Origin of the sequence: Lacunimicrobium album, assembly GCF_052161635.1 — a bacterium.
Taxonomy (GTDB): Bacteria; Planctomycetota; Planctomycetia; order Planctomycetales; family Planctomycetaceae; genus SXPC01.
In genome coordinates, this window is the sequence record NZ_CP197413.1 from 1,508,381 (window position 1) to 1,525,040 (window position 16,660).

Here is a 16,660-nt window from a genome sequence, read left to right on the forward strand (position 1 = left end):
AGAATCAAAACACAACAAGACCACACACACCGGTGCAGATGGCTCATGAGCAATTCACTTTTCAGGCGGGAAGATGCTGGCAGGAAACGTTCAACAGGAGCACAAAGACTCGAACCCGCCAGTCAGGCAGTATTCAAAATCAGCAAAACCCATTGAGGAAGTTCATATCCAAAACAAAGTGACAGCGAGCAGCTTCAATCTTAGTAACACGACAACTCTCGTTTGGCAAACGTTCAAATAGAGATTTGACTGAACCTGCAGGAATTCTATGCCCCGGTCATGTATCACTGTACGATGCACCACCGTCGATCGCTGCCTCACCCTCGCTCAAACGCCCGACGATACTCCCCCGGCGTCATCCCCGTCGCCGCATGAAACTGACGACTGAACGACGCCTGGTCATAAAACCCGCACTGATTAGCAATCAGCGATAACGATTCTCCTGACGTCCGCAGCGATGACGCCGCCTGATCAATCCTCGCCTTCGTCAACAACTGCCTCGGCGTCAACCCGGTAATACTCCGGACCCGCCTCTGAAACTGACTCATCGAGAGCCCCGCCTGCTTCGCTAGAGACTCAATCCGCAGCGGCTCGCCACAATCCTTGTGCAGCGTTTCAATCGCCTGGGCAATCGAATCGAACTCCGACCCCAAAGAAGCCGACGTCTCCAGGTCCCTCGAAATCCCAGCCAGCGCAATCACCTCCCCACTCGCCGACTTCACCGCCACCTTCTGCGACACGAACCAGCCGACGCTCCCATCTGCTTTCGTGATCATCTCCAGACGATCCCGGATCGTCACTCCCTTTTGAAACACCTCATCATCCTGCTGCTCATACCCCGCTGCGAGAATCGCGGGAAAGACTTCATTAGCAGTCCGACCAATCAACGCCTTCCGATGTCGCAGCCCCGTCCGTTTGATAAATGCTTCATTGGCCGCGACATAGCGGCGTGCCGTATCCTTCACACAAAACAGCACATCACTGACCGAATCCAGCAACGTCTCGGCAGCTTCCAGCCCCGGGGCACTCGCAAGGACAATCTCTCGTTGGGAAGGCGATTTCATAATCTCTTTCATCAGGTGCAATCGTGACAATCGATTCTGACATTCTTTTCATCAGGAATCAAAACCAACCTGCCATTCCGTTTTGTATTTTTTCGTCATCCGTTGAACGACTTTGGAACAAGATGCATTTCCGATTCTGTCGTATGATTTGGCAGACGCTCGCTTCCCCTCACTCACTTCTCCGAGTCCGACATGAGTCAAACCATGACCGCTCCACAAGCCAATTCCGCGACCATCAGCCAGAAGGCCATTGAGCTCGCCGAACAGCTCCTCACCACGGCTCTGGCAGGTCAGACGGGCGCCGAACGCAAAGACGCTGCCCAGCTGGCACGCATGATGAAAGATGAATCGGGCAAGGAATTCACCTTCTCGATGGTCGATGAAGTCTTCCGCAGTCACAAGCCATCCCTGGTTGCCCGCCGCTGGCGTCACCTGCTCAAACAATACGGCGTCCCGCAGTACTTTTCCTTCGTCGACCGCACCCTCATGCGACTGGGCGCGACCGCCAGTTATTTCCTGCCCGGTCTGGTCATGAAAGCCGTCTCTGAGAAAATGCGCGCCGACAGCGCGAGAGTCATCCTCCCCGGCGAAACCGCCCCCCTTCGCAGCTACCTCCAGCGACGTACCTCCAGCGGCTTCCGCATCAACCTCAATCACCTGGGAGAAGCCGTCCTCGGCGAAGAAGAAGCCCAGCACCGCCTCAAGATCGTTCTCTCCCACCTGGCTGATCCAAACGTCAATTATATCTCCGTCAAAATCTCTTCGATCTTCAGCCAGATCAATCTCATCGCCTGGGACCAGACGCTCACCGAGATCAAGTCACGCCTGCGACTCCTCTACCGTGCCGCACAGGCCAAAGGCAAGTTCGTCAATCTCGACATGGAAGAGTACCGTGACCTCGCCCTCACCGTCGACGCCTTCCAGCAGGTTCTCGACGAGCCCGAGTTCATGCAATACCGCGCCGGCATCGTCCTCCAGGCCTATCTGCCCGACTCATTCAACGTCCAGAAGCAACTGACCGACTGGGCGCAACAACGGGTCGCTCGCGGCGGTGTGCCGATCAAAATGCGCCTCGTCAAAGGAGCCAACCTCGCCATGGAAACCGTCGAAGCGGAACTCCACGGCTGGTATCCTGCCCCCTATCCAACCAAAGCCGACACCGACGCCAACTTCCGACGTCAAATGGAATACGGCTGCCAACCCGAACACGCCGCGGCCGTCAATCTCGGCGTCGCCAGTCACAACCTCTTTGACGTCGCCCTCGCGCTGGTTCTCCGCGAACTCAACGGCGTTCAAGATTTCGTCGAACTAGAAATGCTCGAAGGCATGGCCAACCATCAGGCCCGCGCCGTCCGCGACCGCATCGGCAGCCTCCTGCTATACGCCCCGGCTGTCCAGAAGGAAGATTTCCTCAGCGCAATGGCCTACCTCGTCCGTCGTCTCGATGAGAACACGGCGTCCGATAACTTCCTGCGTGAAATGTTCGCGATGCGCCCCGGCTCACCTGAGTGGGAACAACAAAAACAACGCTTCCTCAAAGGCTGGCAGGAACGCGAGACCGTCACCGCAGAATCTCGTCGACGCATCTCTGCCGTCGAACCCGCAGGCATGAAAGAGTTCGAGAATGAACCCGACACCGACTGGGCACAAGCCTCTAATCGCGATCGTCTGAATAGCGCAGTCGCGACCTGGAAATCATCTCCGCTCCCCGCGCTCCCTGATCGCAACGAAATGCTGACGACCGCAACCGCAGCGCAACCCGCCTGGGAAGCCCTCGGCAACGCACGTCGAGCCGAGATCCTCAACAACGCCGCCATGGTCATGCGAGAGCAACGCTTCCAGACACTCGCCTGCCTGCGAGTCAGCGGTAAGAAAGCGACTCCCGATGCTGACGGTGAAGTCTCCGAAGCCATCGACTTCGCCCGTTACTATGCCCGACACGCAGAACTCCCTCGGAATGTCCAGGCAAACGCCCTCGGCGTCGTCACTATCGTCTCCCCCTGGAACTTCCCCTACGCCATCCCCGCCGGCGGAGTCTTCGCCGCTCTGATGGCTGGCAACACCGTCATCCTCAAGCCAGCCCCTTCGACCATCGACACCGCCTGGCTCCTCGTCCAGCAACTCTGGCAAGCAGGTGTCCCCAAAGACGTCCTTCACTTCTACCCATGCGAAAACAGCATCGGCCACGAACTGATCAAGGACGAACGCGTGAAATGCGTCGTCCTCACCGGCAGCATCGAGACCGCCCGCAAGTTCCAAAGCTGGCGACCATCGCTGCCTCTCTACGCCGAAACCAGCGGCAAGAACGCCCTCATTGTCACTGGACAGGCGGACCGCGAACTCGCGATCAAAGACCTCGTCCGCTCCGCCTTCGGCCACGCCGGCCAGAAGTGCAGCGCCGCCAGCCTCGCCATCCTCGAAGCCGAAGTCTACGACGACCCCATGTTCCGACGCCAACTGAGAGACACCGTCGCCAGCCTCCCTTGCGGCCAGGCGACCGACCCGCGCAGCGTCGTGACTCCCACCATCTCTGCCCCCACCGAAAAACTCCGTCGCGCATTGACCACGCTCGAATCTGGCGAAGAGTGGCTGCTCGAACCAAAACAACTCACCGACGATCCCTCCCTCTGGTCCCCCGGCATCAAACTCGGCGTCAAAGCAGGCTCATGGTTTCACCATACCGAATGCTTCGGCCCGGTCCTCGGCCTGATGCGAGCCGACTCTCTCGATCAAGCCATCGAATGGCAGAACGCCACTTCCTACGGACTCACCGCAGGGATCCACTCTCTCGACGAGGAAGAAGTCACCCTCTGGAAAGACAAAGTCCAGGCCGGCAATCTCTACATCAACCGCCCGATCACCGGAGCCATCGTCCAACGCCAACCCTTCGGCGGCTGGAAACAATCCTGCATCGGCCCAGGCGCAAAAGCCGGCGGCCCCAACTACGTCTCCCTCTTTAGACACATCACCGACGAAAACACCAGCGCTCAACCCGACTACGCTGACGTCTGGAAGACTCACTTCTGCCAGTCACACGACCCGTCCCAACTCAAATGCGAAAGCAACCAGTTCCGCTACCGCCCCGCCAAAGGCGTCATCTTGCGTCTTCCCACCGAAGACAAACAAACCATCGATCGCGCCCAACTCGCTTCAAAAATCACCGGCACCCCACTCACCATCAGCCTGGCAACTCAAGAACCCGACGACCAGTTCATCGCCCGCCTCAAAGACCTCTCACACAACGCAGAGTTCCTGCGCACCACCAGTCCCCCATCACCAGAACTCCTCCAAGCCGCCAATGAAGCAGGCCTCAACTGGATCAACGCCCCCCTCCTCGCCACCGGCCGAATCGAACTCACCCGCTGGCTCCGAGAACAATCCGTCTCCGAAACCCTCCACCGCTACGGCACCCTAAAAACCTCCAACACCAGGAAGACTTAATTCCCATATCCCGTCTCCCTCCAGCGGAGCCGTTTTCTGTCCCTTCTCCCTTGAGGGGAGAAGGTGGCGGCGCTTCGCCGACGGATGAGGGTGAGCGCTAGGCACCAACAGACTCCCAATGCCTATCAAAGCCAAGGCACTCTCTTGTCAGGGTGCCACTGGCTATGCCAGTGCATTCCTCAACCCTAAAACCCCCCACCCCCCAGCGCCTGATACGCATTCACAATCGCCGACAGCTGCTCCTTCTTCGTCTCAATCAAAACCATCCGAGCCTCCATCATATCACGCTGCGCCAAGAGCACTTCGACATACTCTGCCCGCGCGTTCTGGAACAGATTGGTCGCGTTCTCAACCGACGAATCCAGCGCCGCCAGCTGCTGCTTCTTGATCTCAATACTCTGTGCATAGTTTTCAGCTTTCGAGACCCGGTTGATCACTTCCGTGAACGCCATCAGGATCGTCTGCTGATAGTCATAAACCGCCTGCAGCTGACGAGCGTTGGCATTCATGTAATCCGCCTTGATCGCCTTCTTATTAAGCAATGGCGCGACCAGATCACCCGCCACGTTGTAAATCAACGAGTCCGGGCTGGAGAACAGATACTTCGCATTAAACGCCAGATACCCGACATCCGCCGTCAGCGCGATCGACGGATAGAAGCGAGCCCGGGCAACCTTCACATCCAGCCCCGCAGCTTCCAGTTCGCGCTCCGCCTCACGAATATCCGGACGATTCTGCAGCAGTTGAGCAGGAATCCCCACGTTCAACGCATGCAGGTTCAACTCCAGGTAGTCAGGTTTCATACGCTCAACAGGCTGAGGAAATCGTCCCAGCAGGAAGTTGATATGGTTCTCAGTTTCGATGATATCCTGCTGAATAATGAACTTCTCGCTCTTGTTCTTGGCAACTTCGGCTGTAAAACGCTGCACCGCTAGCTCGGTCCCGCGGGCAGCATCCTTCATCGCCTGGGCGAATTCAAGACTCTGCTCCTGAATCTGAATCGTCGCATCGAGCACATCCATCCGCGCATCAAGGGCCAGCAACTCGTAATAACTCTCTGTCACTTCCGCAACAAGTCGAGTGATCACATAGTTCCGACCTTCCTGCGTCCCCAGGTAACGCAGAGCAGCAGCATTCTTGGCATTGCGCAGCTTCTTCCAGATATCCAGCTCCCAGCGCACATTCGCAGCCACCATGAACTCGGGATACGGATCCGGCAGCGACTGCCCCTCGCGAAACGGCACAAACTCTTCCACGGCCCCATTGCGAGAAAACCGGCTCGACTTCTCCAGCCCCGCACGAGAACCAAAGCTCACAAACGGAAGATACTCCCCCTGTCGAGCCTGAATCTCGTTATAGGCGATCGCCACTTCCTCGCCCAGGATCTTCAGCTCCTGGTTCCCCATGATCGCCTGATCGATCAAGCCCACAAGGATCGGGTCGTCGTAAAAGACACGCCATCCCACATACGATGAATTCTCAGCCGTCGGCGTCCCATTCGTCAGGTTCACGGAACCATCGAAATGGTCAGGCAAAGTAGAACTCGGCGCCACCGGCCCCCGCAGCTTGGGGATTCCACATCCACCAAGCAGCATCAGGGCACACAACGCAGCCGTTTTCTTCAATCCGCGATTAGTGGTGCGCTTCGCGTTCGAAGAGTTCACTAAGAGGTTCATCGTGCTCATCCTTGATGAATTTCTTCCCATCCGCCATCTTGGCGAACAGGTAATAGAGTCCCGGTATAATCAGGACTCCAAAGATCGTGCCCATCAGCATCCCGCCGACCGCGGTCGTACCAATGGTTCGGTTTCCAATCGCACCAGCACCACTCGCTCTGACCAACGGAATCAGACCAGCGATGAAAGCGAATGAAGTCATAAGAATTGGTCTGAATCGCAGTTTCCCGCCCTCAATGGCCGCCTCTTTCAGGCTGACACCTTCTTGACGACGCTGAACAGCGAACTCAATAATCAAAATCGCATTCTTACCCAGCAGCCCGACCAGCATGACCAGACCAATCTGTGCGTAAACATCATTGGCCAAACCCATCGCTTTCAGGAACAAAAACGATCCAAACAGCCCAACCGGCAGCGAAATAATCACCGCCAGTGGCAGCAGAAAACTCTCGTACTGCCCCACCAGGACCAGATAAACGAAAATCACAACGATCAGGAAAATGTAGGTCGCCGTGTTCCCTTTATTGGCTTCGTCATAAGAAAGACCCTGCCAACCGATATCGTAGCCTCGCGGAAGAACCTCAGCCGCCACTTCCTGAATCGCTTGAATCGCCTGGCCCGTGCTAAAGCCAGGAGCCGGAGCCCCCTGAATGGCTGCCGTGGGATAAAGGTTGTAACGGCCAATCTCATTGAGACCCTGCATTTTCTTGAGTCTCATGAACGCCGAATACGGAACATACTCCCCTTTATCATTCTTGACGAACATGTTCTCCAGGTCCTCCGGATAACGTCGGAACTCTGGCGAAGCTTGAACATAGACTTTGAAGAACTGACCAAACCGAACGAAGCCCTGCTCCCAGGTACTACCAACCACAATCGACAGGTTGTCCATCGCATCAGCGATTGAAACGCCTTTCTGCATCGCGACATCGTTATCAATGATGATCTCATACTGAGGATAGTTGTTGGCGAAAAACGTGAAGAGACCTTTCAGCTCTTTACGCTTCCCCAAGGCTTCCATGAAAATATCTTTGACTCGTCCCAGCTCGTCGTAATTGCCAGTGTTCGTCTTATCGAGCAGATTCAATGAAAACCCACCCGCTGCCCCGAAACCTGGAACCGCAGGAGGTTCATAGAACTCCAGGTTCACGTTCGAAATCGCCTGTCCTTTTTCTTCCAGTTCCTCGATGATCTGTTTCGAAGTCAGCTTACGCTCGTCCCAGGGCTTGAGGTTGATAATGCAAGTCCCCGCATTCGAACCACGCCCCTCCGTCAACACTTCATAACCGGCCAAAGACGAGACCGAAGTGATCTCTTCGATCTGCTCGCAGATCGCCTGCAGTTCGTGAGATTTCGCATTCGTGTACTCAAGAGTGGAACCCGGCGGCGTCTGGATAATTCCATAAATAATCCCCTGGTCTTCCAGGGGAATAAAACCAGCGGGGAGTACTTCGTTCACGAAGTAAATCCCCACCGCAAACACCGACACGAAAATGACCGTCAACAGCCTCTGCGTCACGATCAGCCGCACCAGCCCCGCGTAAGCACCGGTGACCCATTCAATGAAGCGGTCAAACAGACGCAAAAGGAGCGTCAATGGTCCAACCCATCTCTTCTTCTTTTGAGTCGGATCATGTGGTTTGTGCGGCTTGAGAATCATCGCACACAGAACAGGCGTCAGCGTCAGCGCGACGACACCAGAGAGCACAATCGCCATCGCCATCGTCAGACCAAACTGACGATAGAACACCCCCACCGGCCCCGTCATGAACGTCACCGGAATAAAGACCGACGTCATCACCAGCGTGATCGCGATGATCGCACCGCTGATCTCATGCACGACTTCCTTCGTCGCCGCATAGGGAGAAAGATGCTTCTCATGCATTTTCGCATGCACAGCTTCTACGACCACGATCGCATCATCGACCACGACCCCGATCGCCAGCACCAGCGCGAACAACGTAATCAGGTTGATCGACAGTCCGAACAGCAACATAAAAAAGAACGTTCCGATCAAAGAGACCGGAACCGCCAATGTCGGAATCAACGTCGAACGAAAGTCACCCAGAAAGACATAGACCACCAGTGAAACCAGAATGAAGGCTTCCAGCAGCGTATGCAGCACCTTCTCGATCGAAGCATCCAGAAAGCGCGAAACGTCATAGCTGATTTCGTAATGCATCTCAGGAGGAAACAACTCCTCCATTTCCTTCAGCTTCTCCTTAACCTTCTCAATCACCGCCGTCGCGTTCGAGCCCGGTGTCTGCTTCAGAACAATCGCAGCAGAAGGGTCGCCATCGATGTCAGAATAGAGATCGTAAAACGAAGACCCCAGCGAGACCGTCGCGACATCTTTGAGGTGCAGCGTCTCCGCATCGGAGTTGGCTCTCAAGACAATGTTCTCATACTGCTCCGGCAGGTTATATCGCCCCACCCACGTCAGAACGTACTCCAGAGTCTGCGAAGTCCGTCCCGTCGCCTGCCCCAGACGTCCCGGCGAACCGATCATACTTTGCTCTGCAACAGCTTCCATGACATCTTGAGCGGAGATGTTGTAAGCGCGAAGACGTTCCAGATTCAATTCAATGCGCATCGCATACGCGCGATTCCCCAGAATGTTGGCGCGCCCGACACCCTGAATCCGCTTGATTTCCGGCAAAATATTGACGTTGGCATAGTTGTAAAGAAAGTTCTGATCGACGTGCTTGTCTTTGCTGTAGACGTTCACGTACATCAACATGCTCGACATGTTCTGCAGAACAATCAGACCTTCCCGCTCCACAATCGGAGGAAGGTTGTTTTTCACCGCCTGGACGCGGTTGTTGACGTTCATCACCGCCACGTTCGGATCCGTGCCAGGCTCGAAGATGACTTGAATCGTCGCTTCACCTGCACTCGTGGCATCCGAGATCATGTAACGCATGTCCTGAACGCCGTTAATCGACTGCTCCAGGATGACCAGGACCGACTCGACAAGAACCTTCGCGCTCGCCCCCGGATAAGAAACCGACACCATCACGCTCGGCGGCGCAACAGAAGGAAACTGAGAGATTGGCAGCGTAATAATCGCCAGCCCACCCAGAAACAGGATGAGCAGGGAAATCACGATCGCAAGCGCGGGTCGATGGAGAAATTTTGCAAACATGAATCGGTTCCTTATTCTGCCTTGTATTTCAAGTGACTAAGGACCTCTTCCGGAGCAAGATACTCGAACTCCACTTTCTGCCCGTCTCGTACCTGTCTGATTCCTTCCAAGATAATTTTGTCGTTCGGCTCAACACCACTTTTGATCACAAACAAGTCATCGAGCACCATTTCAAGACTGATATCGCGCTGGTGAATCACGTTGTCCTGGTCAACAACATAGACATACAGTTTGTCGAGAATCTCATAGGTCGCTCGCTGCGGAATCACCACCGCATCTTTGACAACCTGACTGATCAGCACCGTCCCGGTCTGGCCGTGACGCAACAGTCGATTCGGGTTAGGAAAGTCAGCACGAAACGCGATGTTTCCAGTTTCATTATTGAAATCAGCTTCGATCGCGCTGATCTTACCCGTCTGATCGAACTTGGTATGGTTCGCGAGCATCAACTCGACGTTCAAGTCCTTCTCGCCCTGATCAAGATTCGCTTTGTACTCAAAGTACTGAGCCTCTCGGACCGGGAAGTAAACCCACATCACTTCATTGTCTGACAACGTCGTGAGAATGTCCCCTTCTTCAACCAGGCTTCCCTGCATCTCATGCAGACGATCGACGATCCCATCAAACGGCGCCTTGACGGTCGCAAAATTCAATTCAGCCTGAGCCAATGCAACTTCTGCTTCAGCCTTTTTCAGCGAGGCTTCCTTCAACAAGACGTCCTGCGACGAGACGACTTTTTGCTCAAGAAGTCTCGCAGCATTATCTCGCTCAATTTTCGCCAGCTGCATCTCAGCGATCTCTGCATCCAGGCGTGCCTGATACAGGGCAGGGTTCACGCTGAAAAGCACATCCCCCTTTTTAACTCCCTGACCTTCGGTGATCTTGACCTCTTCCAGGTATCCTTCTTGAAGCGCCCGAATATCAATATGGCGACGCGAGTGGATCTGACAGACGTATTTCTTGACGTTCGTCACATCCATGACGACAGGCTTGGTGACCTTGATCAGGTGAGCATGATGTGCTTCGTGACCACCACCGCCGTGCTCTTCTCCGTGCTCCCCACCATGTTCATCATGGGGCTTACCCTGACTGATCCCCAGCTTTTCACAAGCTGAGAGCGAAAGCAAAATCAGCACGAGGCCGATCTTCGAAATCGATGACGCGTTCATAGTTTTTTGGTGCTCAATCATTTTGCGACCGGATCGCATGAACAAAAATGGATGGAATGAGAAACCTCGATATCTCGCACACATGGCGTCCATTATTGCCATCTGCAAAAGAAAAGTTTCCTGCATCCATCTGAAGACCCACCAACTTATACGAAACGCATTTCATGTTTCAAAAGTGTTTTCGGCACTGAACACCCAGATTACGGACAAATTTTTCGCATTTTCGTCAATGTCGTCACAACCGGTCCCCGGCTAAGCGTCACATCTTGCCCCGCTTTTTTCCTGCTGCAGAACTTCCTCTGAATCCATCTCATCCCGGTGTTTTCCGCTCAAGAGTCGTCCATTCCCAGCCGGGTCACTCTCCAGAATCCGTCCCTTCCGATCATGCACTCCGTGTTACAAAGCGACGCATGAGTACTTGTCGCGAATCTGCGCCGCAATCTCGTCAACTGGACACCAGACATCCATTCCAATCACGCCAGCACAAATTTCTCCCACTCCTCTGACACCTTTTTCGAGACGATGACGCATCTCCTCTCCACAGGGTGATCCCTCCCATCACAGCAAGTCCCGCTGTTCCTCATCGGACGACTCCATTCACCTCATCAAAGACGGTGTCGCAAACATGCCCATCAAACTGCAGTCTCTCGGTTCTGTTCTGCTGATCTGTGGTGCGGGAGCAACCGCCTTCTGGAGCTTCTGCTCCCACTTCCCCCCACTTCCCCAGCATTCTCTGATGGCACAGGAAGAAGGCCGTCCCCAACCTCCACCCGATGAATTCGGCCCACGCGGTCCAGCCGGCGGTCGTCGCGGCGGCTTTGGTGGACCAGGATTGTTTGGAGGCCCCGGCGGTTTTGGCCCGGGTGGCCCGGAGCAGGAGATCGTCAAGAAGTTCGACAAAGACGGCGATACCATCCTCAATCGCCAGGAACGAGACCTAGCCCGTCAATGGCTGAAAGAAAACGGTGGTGGACGCGGCGGCCCAGCCGGTGGTCGTGGGCCCGGTGGCCCGGGCGGCGGACGCGGTGGCTTCGGTGGCCCCAGTGGCTTCGGCGGCGGTCCTGGTGGTCCCGGCGGCCCGGGCGGTGGTCATCGTCAGGCTGGCACACCCGGCCCCAAAGTCAGCCCCAACGACGTTCGTCCCATCGAAGACGCACCGTTCTATGACGAAAGCGTCGTCCGAACGCTCTTCATCACCTTTGAAGAAGGCGACTGGGAAGAAGAACTCGCCCTCTTCAAAAACACCGACGTCGAAGTCCCCGCCACCATGATCGTCGATGGCAAGACCTACCCCAATGTCGGCGTCAGCTTCCGCGGCATGTCATCCTTCATGATGATCCCGACAGGTTCCAAGCGATCCCTGAACATCTCCATGGACCTCCTGAACCCGGATCAAAAACTCTACGGCTACAACTCCCTGAACCTGCTCAACAGCAACGGCGATCCCTCAATGATGAACGCCGTGCTTTACTCGCACCTGGTCCGCGAAAAGATCCCTGCCCCGAAAGCCAACTTCGTCAATGTTGTCATCAACGGCGAAAGCTGGGGCGTCTACGCCAACGTCCAGCAGTTCAACAAAGACTTCCTCAAAGAGAACTACAAAGACACCAAAGGCACCCGCTGGAAAGTCTCCGGCAACCCCGGAGCCGATGCAGGTCTGCGTTACGTCGGTGACAACGCTGCCGAGTACAAACAGCGCTACGAGATCAAATCCAAAGATAATCCTGAATCATGGAAAGCACTGATCGAACTCTGTCGCATCCTCGATCAGACACCCGCTGATCAACTCGAAGCCACGCTATCCCCCATCCTCGATATCGACGCAGCCCTCTGGTTCCTCGCCTATGACATGACCTTAGTCAACGAAGATGGTTACTGGACACGAGCCAGCGACTATAACCTCTACCTCGATTCCCAAGGCAAATTCCACATCATCCCCCATGACATGAACGAAACCTTCCACGCCGGCATGGGTCCCGGAGGCCCGGGTGGACCTGGCGGATTCGGCGGCGGCAGAGGTGGTCGTGGCCCTGAAGGTCGAGAGCCCGAAGGCCGCGGTCCAGAAGGATTCGATGGCCCCCCTCGCGGCCCAGGCCCCGGACGCCCAGGAGAAGCACGCCCAGGTGAACCAAACGATCGCCGAGGTGGCGGCGGCTTCTTCGGCGGAATGTTCGGTGGCCCAGGCGGCGGTGCAAGACCCGGCGTCGACCTCGACCCACTCGCCATCGTGGAAAACCCACGCATGCCGCTTCACAGCAAACTCCTCGCAGTCCCTCAATTCCGACAGCAATACCTGGCCAACGTCCGCGAGATCGCCGAACGCCAACTCGACTGGAACTACCTCGGCCCACTGGTCAAGCAGTATCGAGCCCTGATCGAAGACGACGTCAAAGCAGACACTCGCAAACTCTCTTCCACCGATGCCTTCTTCGCAGCGACCGCAGACAAACCAGAACCCAACCAGACGGGACGAACCATGCCCCTGCGATCATTCGCCGACCAGCGTCGTGAGTATCTCTTGAAAGCAACGGCTCCAGAACCAAACCCATAGCCGTGAGTGAGAGACAGTCTTCTAATAGCTGTGATGCGAGAAATGTAGGGTGCTGGTGAGTCTTCGAACCGCACCAAAACGACACTCGATGCCGCATTTGGTGCGGTTCACTCAATTAATCCTACAGAGTGCCTCACCAGCACCCTACTTTGAATGATGACCGCCTCCTAACATTACGTCATCCGCGCTCAAATCCATTTCCGTTCTCCATGTCAGCGAAGGTCCTTCGGTGAGCAACGAGCCAGAAACACTTCATTTGTTATCGCCATCATTGACATCCTGTGCACAAGGAGCAACTGCCTTCGAAGTGAAGTTCCTCATCGACGAAGGGCAGGCCACTGATGTCACCGCCTGGGCTGTCCGTCACCTCGATCTCGATCCTCACTGTAAGGACGACTCGTCCAGCCAGTACAAAATCACCAGCCTCTACACCGATACCGAGAACTTCGATGTCTTCCATCGCCAGCCAAAGTATCGACGTCGCAAGTACCGCCTCCGACGCTACGGCGAAGAGTCGACGATTCATTTGGAACGCAAGGTCCGCAAAGGCAATCAGGTCGCCAAACGACGCACATCGGTCACCGAAGACGAAATGTCCCTCCTCACCCACCCGCTGCTCCTCTCCGACTGGGACGCGAACTGGTTTCACGACTGCCTGCTCCGCAAACAGCTTCGCCCCGTCTGCCAGCTCGTCTATCACCGACACGCCTTCCTCGGACACTGCTCGGAAGGCCCCCTGCGTTTAACCATGGATCGCAACATCCAGGGTGAACCATGCTCCGAATGGAAAGTCGGCATGACCGGCAACGCGGAAAACCTCGCCCTCGGCAAGGTCGTTCTCGAACTCAAATTCCGCGACGCCATGCCCGTCATCTTCAAACGCCTCGTCGCCGACATGCAGCTCACCGCCGTCGGCTTCTCCAAATACCGACACTGCATCAACCTCTTCTCAGCCAATCTCCTGCCATCGCAGCCAGAGGTGAAGTATGCCTGACTGGTTAGCAACATCCATCGACACCGACGCCCTGTTATCCCTTCCAACTCTCATCACAAGACTGGTCCTCAGCCTCGTCTGCGGACTCACGGTCGCTGGCAGTTACCGATTGACGCAAGGTCGAATGACCACGCGATCCATGTCCCTCATGGCCACCCTGGTCCTGTTGACGATCCTCATCGCGATGGTCACCCTCGCCATCGGCAACAGCGTCGCGCGAGCTTTCAGCCTCGTCGGAGCACTCTCAATCGTCAGGTTTCGCACTGTCGTCGAAGACACCCGTGACACCGCATTCGTCATCTTCGCCGTCGCCGTCGGCATGGCCGCAGGCGTCGGCTACTTCCACGTCCCTCTCGTCGGCGTCCCCTTGATCACACTCGCCGCCTATCTCTTCCGCCCGCGAGATTCTTTCTCTTTCGCAGAAACCTTAGAGCGCACACTCGAAGTCCGCATCGGCCTCGGCCGCGACATCAACTCCCTCCTCGAACCAACCTTCCGCACCCACCTCGCCCACTGGCAACTCACTTCCATCGCGACCGCCAAACAAGGCGGCGCCTACGACCTCACCTACCACACCCGCCTGTTAAAATCAGACAACGCCATCCCACTCGCTACCGAACTCAACCGCCTGGAAGGCGTCCAGGAAGTCGAGCTCCACACATAACCGAGTAGCCCCAATCCGTACGCAACTACTTCCCCTTCCACCACGAAGCCGCTTTCGCCTTAGCGCGGCTTCCGACTTCCGCTTTGAGAACGCTTTTGATCAACGGTCCAAAGTCAGAAGGATTCTCTGTCGTGACAAGCAGGAAACAATAAAGCATCTCATCGTTCGTCTCTTCACCCCAGCCCACATGCTGCGGCGGCGAACTTGGATTCGATGGATTATTCTCCGAGTTGTCATAACTGGCATTGGCTTCCAACCGCGTTCCCTTCGGCAGGAACATCGGCTGCGTGTAAAGATAATCATCCTGCCAGTTGAAGTCCCACTGCTGGATATCGATCAGTTCTTTTCTCGTCCCATCCGGCAGGACCGCTTCCGCATGAAAATGCTTCCCTAAAAGGTGCATGTGAGGAATGACATTGAAGACCGTCACATCACAGGGCAGGGTGAACGAGGCCGACTGCTTGTAATCAGCGTCCCCCGGAGGAATGTCATGGGAATGCGTCGACAGCCAGATCGCTTCCGCAGCCCGCTTGGGCTTCTTGACGAAGTAGATCCCGATCTTCGAGCGATCGCGTTCTACCTTCCCCGTCGGATGGTAATGGTTCTGCATCACCAGATCAGAACCTTTCTTCAAAGACCGCCCATACCCCTCTGGCAGCAGGCGAGGCGTCTTCCCAGGCGACCATCCACCAATCGATCCCGACGGCACAAAACCTGGCCCACCAAACGTCGAATACCCCATCACATCAGGTGACTTCTCATCAAGGGCTCGTGCCTGCCCACGACTATCCAGATACAACAGATTATGGTGCACAACACGAGGATTGCCCGGCACAAACTCGACGCCCGCAACCAGCTTGTCTTCAGGAATCTCGATCGGAATCACGAAGTTCTGATAGATGTCAGCCCCGTCAGCCGGGATCTCAAACTCAGCCGGCATCTCGACAATCAGATCAGGCTCGCCCAGCTTCCAGCCAGAAACAAACGTCGGAAGCACAGGCAAATCCGCTTCGTCCCCGACCGCAGCTCCACTATCAGCCCACGCCTGCAGAACCTGAATCTGCTCATCCGTCAAAGTCCTCTGTTCTTCAAACTCCCCATGCGTTTGTGATGGCAACCATGGCGGCATCAACTTCCGTTCAACAACACGCGCAATCTGACGAGAACGCTTCGCCGCATCATTGTAAGTCACCAGAGAAAACGGCGCGATCTCACCCTCGCGGTGACAGATGACACAATTCGCAAACAGAATCGGAGCCACATCCTTCGAATAAGTCACAGCAGTCGTCTTAACAGCCTCCGCTGGCAAGGTCTCGTAGTAACACCCAATCGGCGTCGTGCGACTCGGCACAACAGCAATCCCTTGGGTCACATGATCGACAGCATCAGCAAGATCCCGACTCTCCGCAACAGCGCGACCTCGCCCCAGATCAACATAGGTATCATCAATCCGCCCACGGTACGCGACAGCTCCATCGGAACCGACCACAAACGCCTCCGGCACATGCGTCGGCTGAAAACTCTTTCCCAGCACATTGAGGTGATCCAGCAGGATCGGAAACTCAATCCCATACTCCCGCGCGAACTTCTGAATGTCAGCAGGCTTCGATGTCTGATCCGCCCACACTCCATAAATGCGGATCTTGTGTTCGCATTCACTCCAGCTCTTCGCCAGTTCCTTGAGCTTCGGCATGTACGAAGTCGAAATCGGACACTCGCCAGTCATAAAAACAAAGACCCGAGCCGCCTCACTGGACCGCAAGGAAAACAGATGCACGTTCCCCCGATGATCCAGCACCTTGACCGGTTGCTCAAAAGGCGACTGTCTCTCTTCAGTCTTTGAGACATCATCAGCAGCATGTGAAACACCAGACATCGTCTGACACAACATCACAGCCATCACAGCGAAAGCAATTCGATAACTCGTATTCACAGATCAATCCTCAACTCGATCAA

General features: G+C 55.6%; 9 protein-coding genes. 4 read left to right on the plus strand and 5 right to left on the minus strand.

Annotated features, from left to right (window positions below):
* Nucleotides 1-317: 317 nt before the first annotated feature.
* The gene (locus SH248x_RS05935) at nt 318-1,064 is read right to left on the minus strand and encodes a PAS domain-containing protein (RefSeq protein WP_459557592.1); all 747 of its coding nucleotides are present in this window, start codon (nt 1,062-1,064) and stop codon (nt 318-320) included.
* 204 nt (nt 1,065-1,268) lie between these two features.
* Here SH248x_RS05935 and SH248x_RS05940 point away from each other — a divergent pair, with 204 nt between their 5' ends.
* Complete coding sequence (locus SH248x_RS05940; RefSeq protein WP_459557593.1) at nt 1,269-4,505, plus strand: bifunctional proline dehydrogenase/L-glutamate gamma-semialdehyde dehydrogenase; 3,237 nt, start codon at nt 1,269-1,271, stop codon at nt 4,503-4,505.
* 185 nt (nt 4,506-4,690) lie between these two features.
* Here the strand turns inward: SH248x_RS05940 and SH248x_RS05945 are convergent, their stop codons facing one another.
* The 3 genes from SH248x_RS05945 to SH248x_RS05955 are packed head-to-tail and all read right to left on the minus strand — an operon-like array spanning nt 4,691 to nt 10,495.
* Nucleotides 4,691-6,181 carry a TolC family protein gene (locus SH248x_RS05945; RefSeq protein ID WP_459557594.1) on the minus strand — a complete coding sequence of 497 codons (1,491 nt, stop codon included), beginning with the start codon at nt 6,179-6,181 and terminating at the stop codon, nt 4,691-4,693.
* Nucleotides 6,138-9,326: an efflux RND transporter permease subunit gene (locus tag SH248x_RS05950; RefSeq protein ID WP_459557595.1), complete on the minus strand. Its 3,189-nt coding sequence runs from the start codon at nt 9,324-9,326 to the stop codon at nt 6,138-6,140. The genes SH248x_RS05945 and SH248x_RS05950 overlap by 44 nt, the downstream gene beginning before the upstream one ends.
* An 11-nt stretch (nt 9,327-9,337) precedes the next feature.
* Nucleotides 9,338-10,495 carry an efflux RND transporter periplasmic adaptor subunit gene (locus tag SH248x_RS05955; RefSeq protein ID WP_459557596.1) on the minus strand — a complete coding sequence of 386 codons (1,158 nt, stop codon included), beginning with the start codon at nt 10,493-10,495 and terminating at the stop codon, nt 9,338-9,340.
* Between the two features lie 625 nt (nt 10,496-11,120).
* Here SH248x_RS05955 and SH248x_RS05960 point away from each other — a divergent pair.
* The 3 genes from SH248x_RS05960 (at nt 11,121) to SH248x_RS05970 (ending at nt 14,704) form a co-directional block, all read left to right on the plus strand.
* Entirely contained in the window at nt 11,121-13,046 is a 1,926-nt protein-coding gene (locus tag SH248x_RS05960; RefSeq protein ID WP_459557597.1) for a CotH kinase family protein, read from the plus strand.
* 307 nt (nt 13,047-13,353) lie between these two features.
* Nucleotides 13,354-14,040 carry a polyphosphate polymerase domain-containing protein gene (locus SH248x_RS05965; RefSeq protein WP_459557598.1) on the plus strand — a complete coding sequence of 229 codons (687 nt, stop codon included), beginning with the start codon at nt 13,354-13,356 and terminating at the stop codon, nt 14,038-14,040.
* Nucleotides 14,033-14,704: a DUF4956 domain-containing protein gene (locus tag SH248x_RS05970; RefSeq protein WP_459557599.1), complete on the plus strand. Its 672-nt coding sequence runs from the start codon at nt 14,033-14,035 to the stop codon at nt 14,702-14,704. The genes SH248x_RS05965 and SH248x_RS05970 overlap by 8 nt, the downstream gene beginning before the upstream one ends.
* A 25-nt stretch (nt 14,705-14,729) precedes the next feature.
* Here SH248x_RS05970 and SH248x_RS05975 read toward each other — a convergent pair whose 3' ends face one another.
* Nucleotides 14,730-16,637, minus strand: coding sequence for a redoxin domain-containing protein (locus SH248x_RS05975; RefSeq protein WP_459557600.1), 1,908 nt, complete (start codon nt 16,635-16,637; stop codon nt 14,730-14,732).
* Nucleotides 16,638-16,660 lie beyond the last annotated feature (23 nt).